Raw genomic sequence first — 19,787 nt, 5'->3', positions numbered from 1 at the left:
GCTCCTGACATCCGTTAATACGTTCAATTTTTGATATTTGAATGGTGTTGCACCACTGTTAGCGACCAAATACGGTTTTAATGCGCTCTTTGACTTCGGGTAAGTGAAAAGTTTTGTTGTGCATTGCGACTTCTTTTTCAACAACCGAAGGGAGCTTTTGGCGAATGTCTTCAACAAGGTGATCTTTTAATGTGATAAGCGAGACTCGCGGCTTTTCTGCCAATAATCGAGCGGTTTCCATGGCTTTATCAAGCACTTGGTCTCGTGGATAAACAGGGAAGGTAATGCCGCGTTGCTTTAAGTCTTCTCCGCGATAGGTGTCGGCACCCATTAACATTTCTTGCGCTAATCCTAGCCCTAACTTTTCTCGTAAAATACAGGTGCCGCCAAAGCCGGGGGTAAAGCCATATTTCATAAAATTGGTGGTGTACACACTTTCTCTACCGAGTATCACGTAATCCGAAAACAAACCAAATACGAAGCCACCGCCAATACCGTGACCTTGCATGGCTGCAACCACCGGAATTCGACAATCAAGAGGCATGCTGTAAATACCGCCTTTTGTGAAGTTTCCTTCCTTTTCCGATAAGCTCAATAAAGCTTCTTGCGTGCCACCTGAGCAAAAATAGGAGTCGTACCCTGTCATCACGACTACTTTATAAGTGGGATGTTGATTAATGTGACTAAATGCCTGTTGCAGCCCTTGCAACAATTCTGGAGAAAAGGTGTTTTTGCTGACTTCATCCTTCATCGTAAGCAGTACGATGTCCGAGCCTTTTTCCTCTAGCGTAACAACATTATTCATGACGATTTTCCGGTGATTTCAGTAAGTTTTTGTTCGAGTAATTGTGCAGCACCCTGCATGAGCGCTTCGGCAATGTCGGCAACGTGGCGATGACGCCAAGATTGCATTTTGGTGCCCTTCACCCATTGGTTAAATGCGCCAAGTGCCGGGCCGCAATGAATTTGAAAGTCGGCTCTTTGTTCAGTATTACCAGACAACGCAGAGCGCGTACTATGAACAAAATACCATTTAAAAATGGCGGCCATTTTCTTTTTCGGACTGGCTTCAATTGCGGCGAGTTCATTGGGTTTTACTCGCGCCAAATAGGTAGCAGTTTCCTGCCACACTTCATCGAAGCTGCGCTGAAAATATTTGTCTTGAATTTGGCGTTGAAGTTTTGGGTCGATGTCTTCAATGCTTTTGTGATTTTGATATAACTCGTAGAGTTTGTTAGCGCGATTCGCAAAGAGTAAGCCCTTACGTAATACCTGTACTTGTGCGCCCATTTCAAACATGTCGCCTGCGGGTGCGTAAGCGGTATCTTGTGCGTCAATGTCTTGCAGCAAGTCTTTTACTTGATCGCTTGTGCCTGCTTCCACCGTACATTGGTTTATCGAGCCTGTGACAAAGAAGTCTGCGCCTAGCATTAACATTGACACAATCGCTTCTGGTGTGCCAATGCCGCCCGCCGCGCCAATACGTATTGGGTTGGAATAGCCGTACTCTTGCATTAATCGGTCGCGAAGTGCGCGAATTGAAGGTAGCAGTACACTGGCGATGCCTGCGTCTGTGTGTCCCCCTGAATCTGATTCAACCAGCACATCTTGGGCAACCGGAAAATGCTGACTAAGCGCTGCTTGTGTTGCAGTGATATGGCCCTCTTGAAGCAAAGCATCCACAATTTTTTGAGGCGGTGGCGACATAAATTGCTGTGCTATTTCGGGGCGAGAAAGTTTAGCAATCACACGGTTACTGCTAACGATGTTGCCTACATCCTTTTGCTGTGTATTGCTAATAGCAAGGTCTAGTTCGTCTTGCGTTGCGGGCAGCCCGCTAAGCCTGAATTTAACAATGGCTGGCGTGATTTGGGTATAAGCCGCAGCATCGGCAAATTTCACATCGTGTTTTAAAAACAAATCAACAATAGCCATTTCCGCTGAAGGGTTTTCATGATCGCACAGCAAATTCACACCAAAGGATTGCCCTTGGTTAAGCGCATTTTTGATGTCGATAATATCCTGCTCTAGCCTATCGAGTTTTAACCCGCCAGCGCCTAAAAAGCCCATTAGCCCGGCTTTGCCCATGGCAATCACTAATTCTTTAGAAGCAATACCTTTGTACATTGCGCCTGTGGCATAGGCGTATTTCAGTCCATAATCACGGCAAAATGCAGCGCTGCCTAAATCCTTTGCGCTTATTTGGCTGGCACTCATTGAAGATGCTTGGCTCATGGTGTCTGTCCTTCTTCCAGAACTTGCGCTAAAAGCGAGGAGAACGTGTCTTTGCCTAAGTGCGATTCCAACGTGTTCAAGCGTTGTTGTAACACATTGGCTTGCTCTATTTGCTGCGATTGCAACGCTTGTTGCCACATTTTTGCATAGTAAGGCAGCGCTTTTTCCCAGCGCTCTTGGGCAAAATCTATATCCGCTTCAACGCCTTTGATGAAATCCTGCCAGCGGTTTGCGTCTTCGCTGCTTTTAAGTTCGTTGAGCAATGCTGGGATATGCTCAATATCGCCACGTTGAATGCGGCTTAAAATAACGTCGACTAACTTTTGCGAACGATATCCTTTCGGCGCATGTTCGTATGGTAATTCAGTTAAAATGCGCTGCTCGCATTCTCGCGCGGCGTCATTTTGTTGATTGCGCACATAGGTATTTGCAAGTGTGCTTAACACGCTGGCTAACAAGGGCCACGCTTGCGCGGTTTTAAAGCTTTCCGCGGTATGCAGATGACACGCAATTGCTTTTTCCCAGTCAGCATTTGCAGCATAAAACGAACCCAAGAATTGATTCGCGTGTTGCATTAACGCCAATTGTGGCGCACTGAGTTTTTGCTCTGCTGTGGCGCGCGTACTGAGTAACCATTGTTTTGCTTGTTCGGCGGCGTGAGCGAAAGCATCGGTTTTGTTTTTAGTCGAATCGGTTGTGTTAGGTGCATCTAATGCTGACGTTGCTAAGCTTAGCCATGCAATACAGGCTTCGGGGGATGATTCATCAATAAGAGGAATCGCTATTTCCTGCGTTAGTTTGTGCGCCCACATTGCAAACTCTTGCCCTAACTGAGCCTGTTGCATTAGCTGAGAAACCGTGGCTTTAGTTTTGATGAATTCTGCAAAACATTCGCTGTGCCACAAGGTTTTCAGGTGCTTCGCCCACAAAGCTCGGTTATTCAATAAATTACGGAAGATAGCAGGGTTTTGCTGGCGTAACACATGGTCGGCCAAAATGCGTAAACCAGCGCATAGCAACCGGCTTACTTGGGTTTGTAATGCTGGGTTTTGTAACCATTGTGCGTCGGCCCGTTTTTGGGCAAGAAAGTGAACACAATCGGCATCAATAACATGTCCGTGTGGACGCATTTTAATAAAACCTTGGCGCTGCCATTGTTTAATCATGGCGGAGAAGTGTGGGAAAGCATCGTTGAAAACAGGTTGAGCGAGCAAGGCTGATAATGGTTGACTTATGTCGGTTTCTCGCTCCCACGCCACCATCAACATTTCTAACAAGGACTCGTCAAATTGACTACAAATTAATAGCAGTTGTTGTGCGCTTTCGGTCAATTGTAACCATTGCCACTGGTAATAATTTTCCTTGATAGAGTTATTTTGAACCGCGCCGTCATGGATCGCGCATTGGGTCATGTTTTGCCATTGTGGCGCCAGTTGCCTAATGGCTTTTTCTAAATCACTAGGCTGACTCGCGCTTGAACCCAGAAAGTTACCTAAGCGAATGCCAAGCCACGGGTTTAATTGAGCTTGTTGAAGCAATTGTGTTAATTGCTTTACCGACTCAGCGGTTAACGCTTCTGGAGTTTGTTGGCCTTGTTGTGCTTGCGATTGCGCCAGTTGTGTGAGCGTTAAGGTTAAACATTGTGCTTGGCTAAGCTGTGCTATTGCTAACTGTACAAGATTGCTATCAGCGTTATCTTTTAAAAAACTTACGTTCGCGCTGCTATGTTGTGTAATTAGCACGCCTTGTTGCTGTGTCGTTAATGTTGTTATCAGTTCGGCTAATTGTGCTTGTGTTTGAGGCGAATTTAATCCATCAAATACAAATAAGCATCGAGTTTCTTGAAGGGCAGAAAGCGCCTCTTGTGCAGCATCAATTTGCAGTACCGGTGCAATCATTTGCAGAATGTCGTTTGCTTGGTATTCATGTTTTGAAAAATCGAAACGAAAAGCCCACTGATAACATTTGGATTCAACCGCATAAAAGGCTAACTGATGTGCCAGCAGTGTTTTCCCCCCACCTTGTTCGCCCTTTACACAAGTGATACGTTGCTGTTGTAATCCTGCGAGTGCGTTAACAAATTCACCGTTATCGAGACTGATACGATAAGGTGGCAGCGCCTCTTCGATAAAGCCGAATAATTGCTGATGGACTTGCTGTGCATACAGCGCCGTTTCCGCTTCAATTTCTGGCGGTGCGCTGGCAAAAAAGACCAAATTCTGTTGCCCATAATGCGATAGTAACGGCCAGCTTGGCGTATCCATTCCTGTTAATGACGTCGCATTTGCCTGCTGCGACTGTAAGGCTTTGCGAGTTTCTACAACCGCTTGGGCGAGGCTCAGACCTTTGGTGAGTTGTCGATAAAACTGCGATAAACACGGTAATCGAAGTTGAGCACTTGCTGACTGATTAAAGCCTAATACATTGCCTATGCCCGCCTCTTGCGCTTGGTAGCTAACAAAGGCTAATCCGGTGTCGGCGCTTATGGATTGTTGATCTTGCAGGTATTGGTTGATGTTGAGCACTAGCAATGGAATGTTGAATTCTTGCATTAGCTCAAACAAGGTTTGCATTGGTATGCGCTGATTAGCATCCGATGGTGAAACCCAGAACGCCTGTGCATCATTAAGCGCAATGTCGCCGGATAAACTCAATACATGAAAAGCATTATCTGAAAGCTGTTTTTTTAGAGCATCAAGGCCCTGAAATACATGAATGTTGGTTTTTATCGCGGTGTCTGTTGCCAGTAAATCAAACGCAAGCGTGTGTTCTATTTCTTGTTCGGGAGCTTTGCTATTTGCTTCCGTGTTTACTTCGGCCTGTTCAAGTTGCCCATAACACAAACTCAGTATTTGTAGCGGTGTGCTCGATGCTTCGGCTTCGCTTGTTTGTTGTTCAGGTGTCGCACCGCCCATCATTTGCTTAAATTGGGTTTGCGTTGGACCAGTAACTTTTAAATCAAATTGAATATCTGGAAAGTAAAGACTGTCGCTTTGTGCATTTTGTGGCGTGAATACACGAGTGAAACTGCGCGCTGTGGTAGCTAATACAAATTGGGACTCGGGCAGAATAAGAGCTTCCCAAGGCAATTCAAAAAAGGCAATGCGGGAAGATTCAATACTCACATCACACTGAGCGTAGCCTTTTTCCTCTATGATTTCCCGAAACTTATTGAGCGTGTGGTTTTCGCCTAATAAAGCATCACCCAAATGTTGACCAAGACGAATGAATTTCTCCATTAATTCCGCAGAATGTGGCTTGAGTTCCACTTCATCAGGCGAGCTTGAAAATAGCTTAGTGAAATTAGCCAAAAATGCCTGACTAAACGGCGAAACAAAAGGTTCAGATGTGAATTGTTCGGTAGTGTTGGATTCAGTTAATTCAATACAAATTGTGTCTTCTGGGAAATTGTCGGTAATCCTGAGTTTCATCATAGTGTGATTATTATTGTTTGTTTTCGTTTAAGGATTGAGCGTCGGAAATCGGCATTTCAATACTGGCTTCTGCTACTAACTCAGGTTCGATGAATTCTGCTTCTTTGGATGCATCCTTCATTGCTTCAGGCGAACGTGATTGAACATCGGCAGCGTTAACGTTTTCGGGTGGCTTTTCCATTGGCGTTGATGGGTTTTTCGTTTTTTCATCCCTGCCTACGTTTAACATGCCAAAAATGAAGAAGCCTAAAATTGCAGTGCCGGCTAACCCTGCGCCAACAATAATAAAGAGCGTTTGCAAATTGGTCACAGAAATCACATAACCGGCGGCAAAAGGCGATGCGGCAGCGATAGCAATATTAATGAAAGTAACAACAGACATGGCCCGACCAAGGTATTGGCTATCGACTCTGGCTTGTACCCAACTGAAGCCTTTCACCTGATTAATACCATTTGCCATACCGAAACCAATGAGCAGTGCAAACAGCGCATAAAGCGAGGAGTGAAACTCGCTCATCCCCACTAGAATACCGCCCACAATTAAGTCGAGCACAACAATCGTTAACCCTAATGAAATAATTTTAAAATGCGGTTTCATGCCCGAAAACGCCATGCCTATCATTGCCCCTACGGCTTGTGCGCCAAGCAGCCAGCCCATTAAATCCGCACCATAGGTTTCATTTTTATCGGCAATATAAGGGATGGCAACGCGCATAATGCCATTAGCAAATAGGCTGGTGAGCAGCATGTAAAGAATAAGCGAACGAAGTTGCTTATCGGAAAATAAATAACGAAAACCATCCTTAATTTTCTCTACGATGGTTTCGTCTATTTCTTTGTTTGCTTTGGTAATTTGTTTGAGTTTAACGGCAAAACCAATGGTTAAGGATGAAATTAAATAGCAAAGAACATCAATACTCAAAATGGCAGCAATGCCGTATAGCAATGTGTAGTCTTGGGTTAACAAGAATGATGAATCGTTCTTTAAGGTAAGTGCTGCGATGATCAAACCACCAATCACGGGGCTAACAATAATGCCTACTTGTCGCGTTGCCATTTGCAAACTGTTGGCGGAGGTAATGTGGTCTTTATCAACAATGAGTGGTGGATAAGATTGCGACGCGGGTAAGTCTAAGGCGCTGGCAAGGCCATAAAAAAACGTTGCAATGTATAAAATATCAATTGTGAGCCATTCATACCAAATCGCTGCAATAAGCGTAATTAAGGTAAAGGCACTGAGCAGTTTGGAATAGAGCAAAATGCGTTTTGGGCTGTATTTATCGACCAGCGCACCACCAAAAAGAATCAACAATACGCGCGGTAATATGGCGATGGCGAGCACGGAGCCAAGGTCGAGTGCATCTCCCGACATCTGAACGGCTAACCAAGGTAATGCAAGAATAGTAAATTGGTCGCCAATGGTGGTAATGGTGTAGGAGAACCAGAACCAACGGTAATTTTTATTTTGGAGAACGGAATTTTTTTGAACTGTGGCGTCTGCCGCTGCCATAAGAAGTAACCATATTGCTAAACAAGTATTGGGACTAACCGCTTATTTTTGCGGACTTAAACTGTGACAAATTCTATAGTACGTACATTCATTTGACCTTTACGAATACAAAACTTACCAGCAAAAAATTATATTAAATCAGCGAATACAAAAGTGCAATGCCGATAATAAGATAAATTGGTTGGCGGAAGGTCAAAAAGAATTGTTTTGATTGTTTTATTAACTATATGAAAAATAAACTAAAAATACTAATTTTGAAGGTTTTTAATTTTTTCTGGGATATTTCATTGTCTTATTTAAAAACGTCCGAATACCCGCATAAACATTGGTAATAAGCCGCTTTTTTTAACAGGAATGCAATGACCACAAAAAGAAGGAAAACGAGTAATATATCTTGGGGTTTGCGTATTTTAGGACGTGGCGACAGAAATAAAAAAGGGAGCTACAGCGCTCCCTTAAATAACATCTAATATGAATTACTTAATGTTGTGTTGAACGTCATCAATGTAAATATAAACGTTGTAGCTCGTTTGCGCGCGAGAGAACCAAATTGCATCTAATGTAACGCTTGATGCATCAATGCGACCATCGCTTGAACCCGCCCACGCATTCCACTGACTGGCGTCATCTAAGCGCCATTCTAAGAATGTCCACTTGTTTGCCGGAATAGAACGGTTAATGGATTTTTCCGTGCCATCGTTATCATCAATGGTGAGTCCAGCAGATAAACCTGTGCCACCTGAAAGTACCCAGAAACCCACATAGCCATTATTAACGGTTAATGATGTGTTACTTGAAGGGCGTCCAGTACCAGAAAGGAAGCGAACGTTCCAACTTGCGCTAGTGCTGGTGTTATCAACTAATTTAATTTGCTCAGAAGCAATACCATTTTTAGCTTGTGATGTTGTTCGAACGGCCGTTGAGGAAGTGGAAATTCCCGTTGTACTGCCAGAGTATGCGGGCGTATTGGTGAAGTGACCTTCAGAGCTTTCGAAGCTATCTAGAATAGTGGTTGAGCTACTACCGCCACCACCAGAAGAGCTGCCGCCAACTAACGAAGCGTATCGAGACCAATCCCAGTTAATACCCGGGTCGGTATGCGATTGGCTAGGGAAATGTTGGTGTCCTTTTACTGTGTATGATTGCGATAATTCAACAACGCCAGAATGAGCAGAGCCAGAGTAAGCATTGCCACAGTTCACGCCGTATTTGCTACAAATATGCTTGGTAATACCCGCCGATGCTGAATACATTGCATTGGTGTACCACGCAGGGTTGCTAACGTAACCTTCGTGCTCAATACCAATTGAATAAGGGTTCGCACTGCGGGCGTGCCACGCTTTTTTGCTTTCGCGAACCATTTGGGTGATTTGGCCATCTGAGCTACGTACCATGAAGTGAGCCGAGGCACTTGATGCTGTGTTTTGGAACCAGCTAATCGAGCCAGAATAAGAGCCTTGCATGGTGTGAATGGCTACGTGAGAAATGGTGTCGTTACGTTCACTAAAGTTAGGCGATGCCACCCATAACGCGGGGCCGTAGTCGGTACTAGCAATACTGTAATCGCTGCTGGTTTCCGCTGCTGAGCGACTTGCTTCATTGGCACTCGAGCGCGCGGTTTCCGCACCAAAGGTTTCGCCCTTAAGGGAAATGGTGCCGCTATCTGCATCAATAATTAAGCCTTTGGCATTTAATAAACGCAGTTCAGTTGCGTTAAAGGCATTTTCCCACCGAACGTTGCGAGCAGGAATGTTGATGTTGTGATCGTCGTGACCGCGTTCTAATACGTGTAATGCGTCGAACACAAAGCTATTTACAGCATAGGTGTTAATGTCGTTATCTGTTGGAATACCAGAGAACAATGCGAAAATAGGGCGATACGCTTCAATGGATTTGCCGACTAACCCCTTATCTACAATGCTTTGCTCAATAAAGGCGGCAGTTGCCATAACGTGGGTTTCGGTATTGTTGATTACTTCTTCTTTGCTCACGCCATAGGCATTGGCAACGTGTACGAGCGTGTCGTTGAAGCCAACGCGATTGGTATCGTATAAACCAAATAAACCGTAGGTTTGTGGTTTACCGTGATGCGTTTCAACATCGGTAGGAACCCGATGTTCCCAACGCGAACCCACAAACGCTAAGCTCTCTAAAATGCCTTGTGGCAAACTAGGGTAGGCTGCATACGCTTTGTTAAAGTATTTTTGGTAAATTACACGTTGTTTTGCAAGCTTTTCGTTGGCTTGTTGAATCAGTTTTTCTTGTGTAACTGAGGCTAAGCGTTGGTCGGCTTTGCTTTGTAATGTTTCGTTAATCGAAATCTCCGCTGGGCCAGCATTCGCAGCAGTAACGAATGCCACAGATATGGCTGCACAAAGTGCTTTTAGCGTTGGATTTTTAGACATAACTTCCTTCCTAAAATATATTTTTGTTTGTGAAATATTTTTCTTTTTTGTTTAAGAAAGGACAAACTGCGTCCATTTTCAGGGTAACATAAATATCCAAATTTGCATGTTTTTACGCATAAAAAGTAAAGGATCTGTACGAAGGTATTAGCAAATGTCAAATGCTTGGGAACAAACTAAAATCTAATTTGATTTTTGCTAAGTGGCTTTGTGCTGGTTTTAAGTCTTCCAAGTTTTAGGAAACGATGGATGAACGTAAGGTTTTCAGTGGAGCATTGCCTTGCTTCAATCTAGCCAAATCTTTTCAGAACAGCGCTAACCCTTGGTTCACATGAAAACCCTAGGGGTCTAGCGCACACTAAATTCATATTAAAAACAGTCATTTATAATTTGTGGCTAAATTTTGAACGCCGAAAAAGTGCGTAAAATTCGAGGTTAGCGCAAAATGCCACTTCGCCCCTTGCCAGTTCTGGCTTGCAGAAGGGGCTGTCGCTCCTTCACGGGAGCGTGGATTGAAACCTAATCAAAAAAACGAATCTCTCCCCAAAGGTTGTCGCTCCTTCACGGGAGCGTGGATTGAAACCCAATGGGAACTATTATTGATTTCGAGTTAAGCAGTCGCTCCTTCACGGGAGCGTGGATTGAAACGGAAACATCGTAGTCAGCCAAGGCAGAACAAGCAAGTCGCTCCTTCACGGGAGCGTGGATTGAAACATGGGATTTTTACGCCAGTAAAGCCCGGGGTCAGTCGCTCCTTCACGGGAGCGTGGATTGAAACCAGATGGTCACTTTGTCATCACTATCACTTCCTTTGTCGCTCCTTCACGGGAGCGTGGATTGAAACACTTAAGACTTATTGCATGCTCCCTATCATTATCGTCGCTCCTTCACGGGAGCGTGGATTGAAACTGATTTGGATATTGAGCATTACGCTCAACTCACGTCGCTCCTTCACGGGAGCGTGGATTGAAACACCCATACAACCAAAGCCAAGAGGGTCGGTTTCGTCGCTCCTTCACGGGAGCGTGGATTGAAACCTACTTGGACAGGTGTTAGCAACTGTACTAACCCGTCGCTCCTTCACGGGAGCGTGGATTGAAACCTTACTTTATCGCTACTTTAAACGAGGCGATTGGTCGCTCCTTCACGGGAGCGTGGATTGAAACTATTTTATACTTAATACTGTGGATAAGTATGCTGGTCGCTCCTTCACAGGAGCGTGGATTGAAACTTAAATGCGCCAAAGTCTATTAACGCTTGCCCGCGTCGCTCCTTCACAGGAGCGTGGATTGAAACCAGAAGCGCAAGAACCCACTTTTCGAGCGCCGTGTCGCTCCTTCACGGGAGCGTGGATTGAAACGACATAAAGGATGTGGGTTACTCTTACATCCATCGTCGCTCCTTCACAGGAGCGTGGATTGAAACTCTAACCTTTGCGTCTAAATCGTCTGGGTTGGCTGTCGCTCCTTCACGGGAGCGTGGATTGAAACCGTGATTAACGTGGTAGCCATTTTCTTTTTCAGCGTCGCTCCTTCACGGGAGCGTGGATTGAAACGATCACTCAGTGGCGAGCGGGACCCGCCGGGATAGTCGCTCCTTCACGGGAGCGTGGATTGAAACCTTGGTCCGAACTTAAACGCTAAATTGGAATAAGTCGCTCCTTCACGGGAGCGTGGATTGAAACGTTACCTCACACTAATTAATTACGTAATTAATTAGTCGCTCTTTCACGGGAGCGTGGGTTTATCATTAGAAACGATGAGTGATATGCCCTTTTAAAACGCTCCGAGACAGGATGTCGAGGTGCAGCGGTCATGGATGACGAAAAGCGTGTTTTAAAAGGGTATTCACTTAGCGCAGAAGCTCCAAACCTTTCAAAAAATGCGCTACTTGCCGTAGGTTTCCTTAAAACGCCTTGCCTCTTCTAGCCAGTCGATATGATGATGTCCCATTACTTGCTTATATTTTTCATCGTATTTAGCGCGGCGAAAAAGCATTAAGCGCTTTGCTTCGGCTTCGGGACTTTTATCCAAAAATAATTGCGCTTTTTTTGTGGTACGAATGCTGATGTAAATCGCAAAAACCATGAGTACCAGCATGAAAACGAATAGGCTCATTTCCAGTAGGGATGCATTAGCAACTAGCGAAAAAGTGATAGTGTTTTGCATATTTACCTCAACGCTATTTTACAAGAGTCAGTTGCATTAGGCGGTACACTTTTGCGTCCCATTCATTTAATTGCTCATTGGCTTTTATAATTTCCATAAAGTGCTTGTTGCGGCAACTCATTAGCGCATCGGCATGGGCAATACCTTCGTAAACCAGCTTTTCGTACAAGCCAAAACTGCGCTCATTTTCACGCTTTTCGAAGGGCGTTTGGGTAGTGCGAATGCTGCTATAAATGGCGCAGCCTATAAGGGCGCACATGGCAATGAATACAAGGATTATGCTTGCGCTTTCCACGGTGTTAGCTCCAGTTTTTTGATGGCAACAAACAACAAATACCCTGCCAGTGAAAGATTAATAATGGGAATGCCGATTTGTGGGATTCTGGCAATAATCTCAGAATTTAGGCTTAAAGCGTTCAAGTAATACATGGTCAGTAGGCAAATTAAAACAGTATAAGCCCATTGCACAATCACAAGCTCTTTGCCTTTGCTTACATTTAACCAAACATGGGCTTTTTGCAGCGTTTGAATAATGGCGGCATCCACCAGTATCCAAAACCCAACCCAAGCGCTAAGGCGATAAAAATAAGTAATGCTTTTGTCGTTTAAAGCGTTGAGTAGGGGCAGGGTAACGGCATTGGATGCAAATTCAAACAATGCCAGCAATACCACAATGACCGAAAGGGAAGTGTACTGTTTAAATGAACGTATACTCACCACAAACAGCAGTGAGTATATAAAAGGCAAAAAGTCTCTAATTTCGGTTATAAAATTAATTAAAAACATACTTTCCTTTTCTAAAAAGAAAAACACCACCCTAAAAAGCAGGTTTGCGTGGCGGGCGCTTCGGTGGAATTTGGGTCTGGAAACAGCCCATCACCACTGCCACTTGCCACAATGCCATCGTAACGGGCAGAAGGGTCTGGCGTTAAACCACCGCCGCTGCCATATGTTGGATCTGGCCTTAAACCATCGCCGCTGCCGGTGGGAATGGGAGTTAAGCCACCGCCACTGCCGCTTACGCTAATTAGTTGTGTGCTTGTGTTGTTATTCGCCATTGCAACGGGGCTATTAAATACACCGCTTGCCGTAAGCAATAACGTGATTGCGAAGGAAAGGATTTTATACGCATCTTTCATTTTATCAACTCCAAGGGTTAGTTAAGTATCCGTGATTTGTATATGTGAATGCGTAACAATGCAAGCAAAAGGCGAAATATTTGCTTTGCGAAGGGACTGATGCGTGCTTTTTATACCAAATTTGTGAAAAGCTTTTTATGAATGTCAAGTTGGTAATTTTTCTGGATAAAAAATAGTGTTTTTTATTAACCAGTTAGGCGTTATACCTTTTTGTAAGGCATTATTGGTTTTTTGCCTAAAAAAGATGTAAAGAATCGGTTTTATTAGCAATGAATGGCCTTTTATTTGGCTCAAATGCTAAATGTTTAAATATTTTTGCTAAATAATATTGCTTAAATTGGCGCTAAGGTGGATCTTCTAATTTTATTTAAGGTAGATTGTAAGCACCTCTTTTTTCATTAATGACAATTCTTACTATGAAACATCAATTGGATAATTGCGCCATTGTTAGCCGTATGCAACAAGCGTGTAATGCAAGAAGCGATGCGCAGCTCGCCCGATTCTTACAAGAAACCAGCAGTGCAGTTAGTACATGGCGTAAGGCTAAATCGCCACCGTTTAGCGCCTGTTACACGGTTTCCGTGCTAACAGGCTGCAATATGGAATGGCTGCTTCATGGCGATAAACCACCGCGATCGTTGTTGGGTAAGTCGGTGCGTGCAAATTTACCGAGTATTTACGTGGAGCGTTTTGCTTCGCTGTTTTCTGAATATGTTGAAATTGCGAGTCGTTTACGTTTGTTTTCTGTGAATCATGAAACCAGTACGAAAGATATTGAGCGTTTTGGGCGCAATTTATTTGAGGAGTTTGTAACCAGTTCAACTAATGGAGAGTTTAGCAAGTGAATGTGATGTTGTTGAACTGGTTTTGGGTGACTGGCTGACGTTTATCTTTCAGCCTCGCCGCTGCTTGTGGCGGTAATACCTTCTATTTTGGCTGTTACTTCGGCTTCTATTCCTGCTTCCGCTTTGGCGTTTTCGCAAGTCATTCTTTCGTGTAGTGCGCGCTCTAAAAACCAGCGTTTTTTATCTGTCATTTTCGGCGCGAGTCGCTCGGTTTTTTTGGAGTAGTTCTTCCATGCGACGTTAATGTCTATTTCAAAATTGGCGATAAATTCACTGGGCTTTAAGCCGCAGTGGGTTGCCATTGCAATGAATTGGTTAACGTTGGGTGTGCCGAGGTTTTTCTCCCAGTTTTCGTATGTTTTGCGGGTTTTTACGCCTGCTGCTGCGGCCATTTGCATGGTTGTTAAGCCTGAAACGGTGCGCATTGCGCGTAGGTCTCCACCGGAAATGAATCTCATAACTATACTCACTTTTTTTGGGTGTGTTTAATGGGTACTGCATTACGAATTTTCGACAAACATAAATATATTTAGACATATAATCAAGCAAAAAATATGTCTAATTATTTCTTATCTCGTTTTGTTTAGTCGTTTTTTTATGTTTTTGATTGACACTTTGTTTGTTACGCATAGAATTTGCTCAGAAATTGAAGGTTGAGCATATGAACGGCTTTTTGCGCTTTACGGGTGCGGGGAAGGTTGGGCAAGATGTTTAGCAAGGGTGTAGGCAATAAAACGGGATGGATGTTGTGACGCAAAACCTAACCATTAATAACCTAGATGTTATCGCGCGTTTGCGAGATGCCTGTAATGTTAAAAACGATGCGCAGCTTGCCCGTTTTTTAAATACCACTACGAGCGCCGTTTCTACGTGGAAAAACGCGCAAAATCCGCCTTTTAAAGCCTGTTTCGATGTGCATATGAAAACGGGCGCTTCTATGGAGTGGTTAATTAAGGGCGTTGGCGAAATGGACGGAAGCGCTACCAATAACGCCGATGAAACCGAGATTTCGCAAGAAGCATTTATTAGTTATTACTTAAATAGTGTGTCGGTTGGAGTGAAAATGGGGGTATTTCCTCGTTCTGTGTTACTGGAAAAGGAAACGGTTTCGAGCTTAGCCAGAATGCTGTACTACGATACGTTGCTGGCGTATCAACCCGATAAAGCAATTGATGAATTGCACGATTTTGTGGAGTAGTGAGATTAAGGTTACTTCGTTGTTGAAGTAACCTTACTTTATGTTTTCTTATTAAATTAAATAGCTAATTGAAAGTTAAGCCTTTGTTTCCAGCCTTTAGCTGAAAACCATTGAATATAGCAACTCCATCCGTCGATCTAAAGCCCATTTTTATAGTATCCCCTTTTGCTAGGCCTACGAGATCGTAACTAACATGTATAAACCCATCTCTATCAGTATCAGAAAAAGTGCGTTTAATTGAACCATTGACTATTATCGAAGAAGTTAGATCTTTTTGGCCTTCAACTCCATATTCGACTCTTAAGTCTCCTCCATAGGGTGTTATTACAGAATTACTAAATTTTGGCTTTGTTGGTGTTGACTTTATTACAGTGTTAGATGAGTACACCGTATTATTCCCTAGTACAAACTTCTGTTCCACAGGAGGGGACGTTATCATAGATTTTAGTTCCGCAATTTTTTCGTCAACATAAGACTTAGATACGCCATCTTTACCATCTTCCCCTCTCGGGCCTCTATCACCTCTATCACCTTTATCACCCTTTTCGCCCTTTTCGCCTCTATCACCTTTATCTCCCTTTGCTCCTCTACTACCGGGGTCGCCTTTATCCCCTTTATCTCCTATAGGTCCTCTACTACCGCGGTCGCCTTTATCTCCTTTTGGTCCTTGAATTCCTGCCAGTACCAATGAATGGGTTCTTGCGCCTTCAGTAATAGCAAGGGTTTGGGTTGATGAAGTGTAGTTAACGTTGGTGATGAGTTCGTTGTTTGGGTTTTCTTGCTCTATACTGTTGAGCGCGCTTTCCAAAGATGTTAATTGATCTCTTAATTCTTTGAGTTTGGCTTTTAAATGACCAACATTCACCGCATTTAAATCAACTGGGTTAGCTGGTGTTGACACTGTTAAGCTGCCGGTAATTTTTGCATTGCCTATTACGTCGAGCTTAGTGCTTGGGGCGCTTGTGCCAATACCTACGCCCGCGCCTGTATCGGTAATGCTTGAGTCAACCAATGATTTAGTTGTTGCATTCCACTTAGCGACTCTATTAGTGGTTGCTGATTTAATTTTGGGTAGACTATTGATTGTAGAGTTGATTCTTGTGACTTCTGTTCCAAGTGCGGCGCTAACACGGCTTATGTTACTGTTGGTTTCTGTGAAGTTAGCATTGATGGTGGATACCTCATTGCTAAGGTTGTCATTGATTAGTGTTACTTGCTCTGTAAGCTCTTCGTTTACGCTGTCTATGGCGTTGTCTAATCTTTCGTCAACGCCTATTATTTCGTCGTTTATTAGTGTTTTTACGCTGTCAATTTTGTTTTTAACGTAGCCCACATTGGTAGCGTGTTCCTCTTGGATGTCTTCTGCTAATTCCGGCATGGTGACGGTTATGCTTTGCGTTACAGCAAGGTTGCCATGTACTTTTGCATTACCACCTACTTCGAACTTTTCTGTTGGTGCGAGTACGCCTATACCTACGCCGTTCTCGGTTTCAATGATGTTAGAGATAACTAAACTTTGGCCTTCCCATTTTGGGATGAAGTTATTTTCTTTCGAGCCAACAGTGGGTAATTCGTCTATTTGGTCTTGTAGGTTGTTTTCTATGTTGTGTACGAACTCGACATTGGTCGCGTGTTTGGTGTTTGATGCATCGGTGGTGGCAACTTCAATGCTTTTGTTAACGACTAGGTTTTCTTCGAATGTGGCTTCTTTGTTGACGGTGAGTGTTTCAAGTGTTGTTTCGCCTTTTGCGTTCAGCGCACTTTCAAATGTGGAAATGCCTTTTACGGTGAGTGCTTGGTTGGTCTTTTCGCCGTTTGCTATCACTGCGCCTTTCTCAAAGCTGGCATTTTGTTTGGCGGTGAGTGTGTTAAGTGTGGTTGTGCCACTTACGTTTAGCGCGCTTTCAAATGTGGAAACGCCTTTTACGGTGAGTGCTTGGTTGGTGTCAAAGTCATTTCCTATAATTGCGCCTTTTTCGAATGTGGCGTTTTGTTTGGCGGTGAGTGTGTTAAGTGTGGTTGCGCCATCTACAGTTAAAGCTTGATCAAGCGTAGTATCGCCTTTTGCGTTCAGCGCACTTTCAAATGTGGAAACGCCTTTTACGGTGAGTGCTTGGTTGGTGTCAGTGCCGTTTGCTATCACTGCGCCTTTTTCAAAGGTGGCGTTTTGTTTGGCGGTGAGCGTGTTAAGTGTGGTTGCGCCATCTACGGTTAACGTTTGGTCAAACGTGGTATCACCTTTTGCGTTCAGCGCGCTTTCAAATGTGGAAACGCCTTTTACGGTGAGTGCTTGGTTGGTTTTTTCGCCGTTTTCTATTACCGCGCCTTTTTCAAAGGTGGCATTTTGTTTGGCGGTGAGTTCGCCTACAAGGTTCAGGTTTCCAACAAGACGGGTATCGCCTGCAATGTCCACATCGGCTTGTGGGTACATTAGCGCGGGCAGGTTAATGCCAATGCCTGATGCCATTTCTTTGATCCGAGACTGCACCAGCTTTTCGTTGGCGTTGTCCCATTTTAATACATAGTTGTCGGCATCTAGGCTCGGTAAAATGTCTGTTAGGCGCTGCTCGACATGTTCAACGTTAACAATCTTGTTGGCATTTTCGGGTAAGTTGTGATCAATCGAGCCATTCACCGAACCCATTGTGGCGGTAAATGAGCCGTCTTTTGAAATGCTAAAGGTGCTTTGGCCGCCGTCAATAATTGTTATGCCTTCTGCTGCGCTAATTCGCGTTTCTGAATTGCCATTGGAAACGGTAATGCTTTGGGCGATATCTAATTCGTTTGCTGTGACAGTGCCAGATGCGGTGACGTTGCCTTCAACATCCAAAGCTTCGCTTGGTGTGCTTGTACCAATGCCAACTTTAGCGAGAGTGTGAACACTATCAGTGCCATCTATCCATTTCGATTTTGTTGTGCTTTGGTCTACAAAGTAGGAAAAAGTGCTGTGAACGGTGCTTAGCTTGCCTGTTTTGTCTTGAATGCTGGCCGTGATTAAGTGATTACCGTTGGTTAGTTTTTCCTCTGGAATTGGGCAATTTATAAATGAGGAGGTGGGGGTATCGCATTGTTCACGTATGTTTTCACCATTTAGTAATATTCTTAGGCTTGAAGTTTCTACGCCTTGAACATCATCTTGAAAGCTAACGCGAATGTGGTTAGGTGCTTCACCAATATAAATGGTATTTGAGGGTTCGGTAATGGCGATGGTTGGCGCTTGTAAGTCGATAGGACGATTAAGCGTTAAAATGAGCTTAGGCGCTATTTCCCCTTCTCGTGAATTGAACTGAATAATGCCGGAAGCTGACTCATCATATTTTTTTATGAGCCAACCATGGTTTTGTTCGCCGCTGAAGATGTTTTTTACATCGTTTGTTAAGTTGAACTGGATTTTTGAGTCCAGCAAAGCGATATCTCTACCTGTTTCGATTGTCGCAACATTTGCGCTAGCGGAAGGCGTTGGGTTGAAATCGCCGCCAAACCAGTAATAGGAGCACTCCGCAACGCTACAATTCCACGTCACTCCCGCCTCGTCCCAATTTGAGGCAATTTTGTTAGCGGTAATTTGGTATTGGGCTGGCTTGCCTCTTAGTTCCCAGCCATAGTTAAGTTTTATGTCAAACTCTAAAATGGCGGAGTCGATGTCAACTTCGGTGACGCCGGCGGAAATGAGTGAGCCGAAGTCAAACTTGACCAAGGTTCTTGATTCATCGGATTCTGGCTTTACATCCAGAATAGTGCCAAAGCCATTGTTTATGTCTGGCGATGATTTATTGATTGTTGCATCTTCGCTTGCGGGAATTTCTATGGTTTTTGCATTGGTGACAAGGGGCAAAAGTAGCAAGCCAGTAAGAAGACTAAGCTTTTTTCTCATGTGTTTAGGTTCCGATAGGTCGATTTCATTTAAAGGAAATAATATTTTCCATATGTTAAATGTTTAAACATTTCGGAAATGTATAGGTTTGAATACTAGATTATTGTTAAAGCAGGTTTTGAGGTGAATATTTACCTGTTTGGTAGTTTGTGTGTTTGCCAAAGAAGATTAATGAGAGTTGTTTCACAATATTGTTTTTAGCCTTTCACTTTGGCTACTTTCGCAAAAATAGGCCACTGCAATGCGCGTTGTTTTTCTTCGTTACCCCAAACGGCACGCAACGCTTCATGCAATCGTGTTAAATAATGTGCGTCTTCTTCCAGCTTACGTTTAGTGGCCGACCATGTGCCGATGTAGCCGATTAGTTCATCCAACGTGACCCGCTTCTCATTAGTTAATTCATCCATCTCAATTGTGTGGAAAGGAAAGTCTAATGTTGAATATCCCAGCTCAATAAGCTGACGCTCGGGCGGCCAATACTGGCGTAAATCTAGCCAATATGCTTTTTGAAACATGGCGTTTGGAATTCCTGTTAGCGTTGGTAGCCCATAACCAATTAGTGCAATGATGGCTGAAGGCTTGGCAACACGACGAACTTCTTCATAAAACGCGCTTAAATCGAACCAATGTGCCGCTTGGGCCGCCACAATTAAGTCGGCGCTATTGGATTCTGTGGGAATGTTTTCAGCGGAACCAAGCGTGTAGGTAATGTTTGGTTTGAATTCGGCGTTAACAAGCTGGTTTTCACTGCTATCAACGCCAATAACGGTTTCAAAGTGATCCGCTAACAATGCCGTTAGTTGCCCTGTGCCGCAACCAATATCTAATGCTGTTGATGGCTTGTTAACAAGGCTAGAAAGTTGCTTGATGAGTTCATTTGGGTAGTTGGGGCGATATTTGGAATAGTCGCTACCGCCTGTTTCAAAATGATTCTTCATTTTAGCTCCCTGAGTTTAGGTGAGTATGGATAGCCTTGTTA

General features: G+C 43.9%; 14 protein-coding genes and 1 CRISPR repeat array. Of the genes, 2 read left to right on the top strand and 12 right to left on the bottom strand.

Translation table 11 applies throughout. The annotated features are described in order from the left end of the window. Window positions 1-58 precede the first annotated feature (58 nt). From HJG39_RS06420 to HJG39_RS06380, 9 genes are all read right to left on the bottom strand, one after another. Window positions 59-805, bottom strand: coding sequence for a polyketide synthase (locus tag HJG39_RS06420; RefSeq protein WP_268407963.1), 747 nt, complete (start codon window positions 803-805; stop codon window positions 59-61). Further along, on the bottom strand, window positions 802-2,235 hold the full coding sequence (locus HJG39_RS06415) for a PfaD family polyunsaturated fatty acid/polyketide biosynthesis protein (protein ID WP_268407962.1): 1,434 nt from the start codon (window positions 2,233-2,235) through the stop codon (window positions 802-804). Before HJG39_RS06415 ends, HJG39_RS06420 begins: the two co-directional genes overlap by 4 nt. After that, window positions 2,232-5,669: an NACHT domain-containing protein gene (locus HJG39_RS06410; protein WP_268407960.1), complete on the bottom strand. Its 3,438-nt coding sequence runs from the start codon at window positions 5,667-5,669 to the stop codon at window positions 2,232-2,234. The genes HJG39_RS06415 and HJG39_RS06410 overlap by 4 nt, the downstream gene beginning before the upstream one ends. Window positions 5,670-5,679: 10 nt before the next feature. Next, window positions 5,680-7,179, bottom strand: coding sequence for an MFS transporter (locus HJG39_RS06405; protein WP_268407958.1), 1,500 nt, complete (start codon window positions 7,177-7,179; stop codon window positions 5,680-5,682). Between the two features lie 476 nt (window positions 7,180-7,655). Then, window positions 7,656-9,584, bottom strand: coding sequence for an N-acetylmuramoyl-L-alanine amidase (locus tag HJG39_RS06400; RefSeq protein ID WP_268407957.1), 1,929 nt, complete (start codon window positions 9,582-9,584; stop codon window positions 7,656-7,658). Window positions 9,585-10,072: 488 nt separating this feature from the next. Then, a CRISPR array of direct repeats spans window positions 10,073-11,333; the repeat unit is 31 nt; unit sequence GTCGCTCCTTCACGGGAGCGTGGATTGAAAC. Between the two features lie 137 nt (window positions 11,334-11,470). Continuing rightward, complete coding sequence (locus tag HJG39_RS06395; protein ID WP_268407955.1) at window positions 11,471-11,752, bottom strand: hypothetical protein; 282 nt, start codon at window positions 11,750-11,752, stop codon at window positions 11,471-11,473. A 13-nt stretch (window positions 11,753-11,765) separates the two neighbouring features. Then, a complete protein-coding gene (locus HJG39_RS06390) occupies window positions 11,766-12,047 on the bottom strand; it encodes a hypothetical protein (protein ID WP_268407952.1) in 282 nt (93 codons plus the stop codon). Continuing rightward, window positions 12,029-12,499: a hypothetical protein gene (locus HJG39_RS06385; protein WP_268407950.1), complete on the bottom strand. Its 471-nt coding sequence runs from the start codon at window positions 12,497-12,499 to the stop codon at window positions 12,029-12,031. The genes HJG39_RS06390 and HJG39_RS06385 overlap by 19 nt, the downstream gene beginning before the upstream one ends. A gap of 50 nt (window positions 12,500-12,549) precedes the next feature. Next, window positions 12,550-12,891 (bottom strand): hypothetical protein, encoded by a 342-nt coding sequence (locus HJG39_RS06380; protein ID WP_268407947.1) that lies wholly within the window; start codon window positions 12,889-12,891, stop codon window positions 12,550-12,552. Between the two features lie 416 nt (window positions 12,892-13,307). On the opposite strand from HJG39_RS06380, the gene HJG39_RS06375 reads away from it, so the two are divergent. Then, window positions 13,308-13,736: a helix-turn-helix domain-containing protein gene (locus HJG39_RS06375; RefSeq protein WP_268407945.1), complete on the top strand. Its 429-nt coding sequence runs from the start codon at window positions 13,308-13,310 to the stop codon at window positions 13,734-13,736. Window positions 13,737-13,777: 41 nt separating this feature from the next. Here the strand turns inward: HJG39_RS06375 and HJG39_RS06370 are convergent, their stop codons facing one another. Next, entirely contained in the window at window positions 13,778-14,194 is a 417-nt protein-coding gene (locus HJG39_RS06370; RefSeq protein WP_268407943.1) for a helix-turn-helix domain-containing protein, read from the bottom strand. A 281-nt stretch (window positions 14,195-14,475) separates the two neighbouring features. Between HJG39_RS06370 and HJG39_RS06365 the strand changes: the two genes are divergently transcribed. Beyond that, window positions 14,476-14,934 carry a helix-turn-helix domain-containing protein gene (locus tag HJG39_RS06365; protein ID WP_268407941.1) on the top strand — a complete coding sequence of 153 codons (459 nt, stop codon included), beginning with the start codon at window positions 14,476-14,478 and terminating at the stop codon, window positions 14,932-14,934. A 64-nt stretch (window positions 14,935-14,998) separates the two neighbouring features. Here HJG39_RS06365 and HJG39_RS06360 read toward each other — a convergent pair whose 3' ends face one another. Then, on the bottom strand, window positions 14,999-18,808 hold the full coding sequence (locus HJG39_RS06360; protein WP_268407939.1) for a DNRLRE domain-containing protein: 3,810 nt from the start codon (window positions 18,806-18,808) through the stop codon (window positions 14,999-15,001). 197 nt (window positions 18,809-19,005) lie between these two features. After that, the gene (locus HJG39_RS06355) at window positions 19,006-19,746 is read right to left on the bottom strand and encodes a class I SAM-dependent methyltransferase (RefSeq protein WP_268407938.1); all 741 of its coding nucleotides are present in this window, start codon (window positions 19,744-19,746) and stop codon (window positions 19,006-19,008) included. Window positions 19,747-19,787 lie beyond the last annotated feature (41 nt).

The organism is Alteromonas sp. a30 (assembly GCF_026788005.1).
Taxonomy (GTDB): Bacteria; Pseudomonadota; Gammaproteobacteria; order Enterobacterales; family Alteromonadaceae; genus Paraneptunicella.
Note: the sequence above shows the minus strand (reverse complement) of the source record. Positions and strands in the feature narration are given on the sequence as shown.

Bases quoted from the DNA above. Each gene is read 5' to 3' on its own strand.
- HJG39_RS06420 (WP_268407963.1), bottom strand. From the start codon at position 805: ATGAATAATGTTGTTACGCTAGAGGAAAAAGGCTCGGACATCGTACTG.
- HJG39_RS06415 (WP_268407962.1), bottom strand. From the start codon at position 2,235: ATGAGCCAAGCATCTTCAATGAGTGCCAGCCAAATAAGCGCAAAGGAT.
- HJG39_RS06410 (WP_268407960.1), bottom strand. From the start codon at position 5,669: ATGATGAAACTCAGGATTACCGACAATTTCCCAGAAGACACAATTTGT.
- HJG39_RS06405 (WP_268407958.1), bottom strand. From the start codon at position 7,179: ATGGCAGCGGCAGACGCCACAGTTCAAAAAAATTCCGTTCTCCAAAAT.
- HJG39_RS06400 (WP_268407957.1), bottom strand. From the start codon at position 9,584: ATGTCTAAAAATCCAACGCTAAAAGCACTTTGTGCAGCCATATCTGTG.
- HJG39_RS06395 (WP_268407955.1), bottom strand. From the start codon at position 11,752: ATGCAAAACACTATCACTTTTTCGCTAGTTGCTAATGCATCCCTACTG.
- HJG39_RS06380 (WP_268407947.1), bottom strand. From the start codon at position 12,891: ATGAAAGATGCGTATAAAATCCTTTCCTTCGCAATCACGTTATTGCTT.
- HJG39_RS06375 (WP_268407945.1), top strand. From the start codon at position 13,308: ATGAAACATCAATTGGATAATTGCGCCATTGTTAGCCGTATGCAACAA.
- HJG39_RS06370 (WP_268407943.1), bottom strand. From the start codon at position 14,194: ATGAGATTCATTTCCGGTGGAGACCTACGCGCAATGCGCACCGTTTCA.
- HJG39_RS06365 (WP_268407941.1), top strand. From the start codon at position 14,476: ATGGATGTTGTGACGCAAAACCTAACCATTAATAACCTAGATGTTATC.
- HJG39_RS06360 (WP_268407939.1), bottom strand. From the start codon at position 18,808: ATGAGAAAAAAGCTTAGTCTTCTTACTGGCTTGCTACTTTTGCCCCTT.
- HJG39_RS06355 (WP_268407938.1), bottom strand. From the start codon at position 19,746: ATGAAGAATCATTTTGAAACAGGCGGTAGCGACTATTCCAAATATCGC.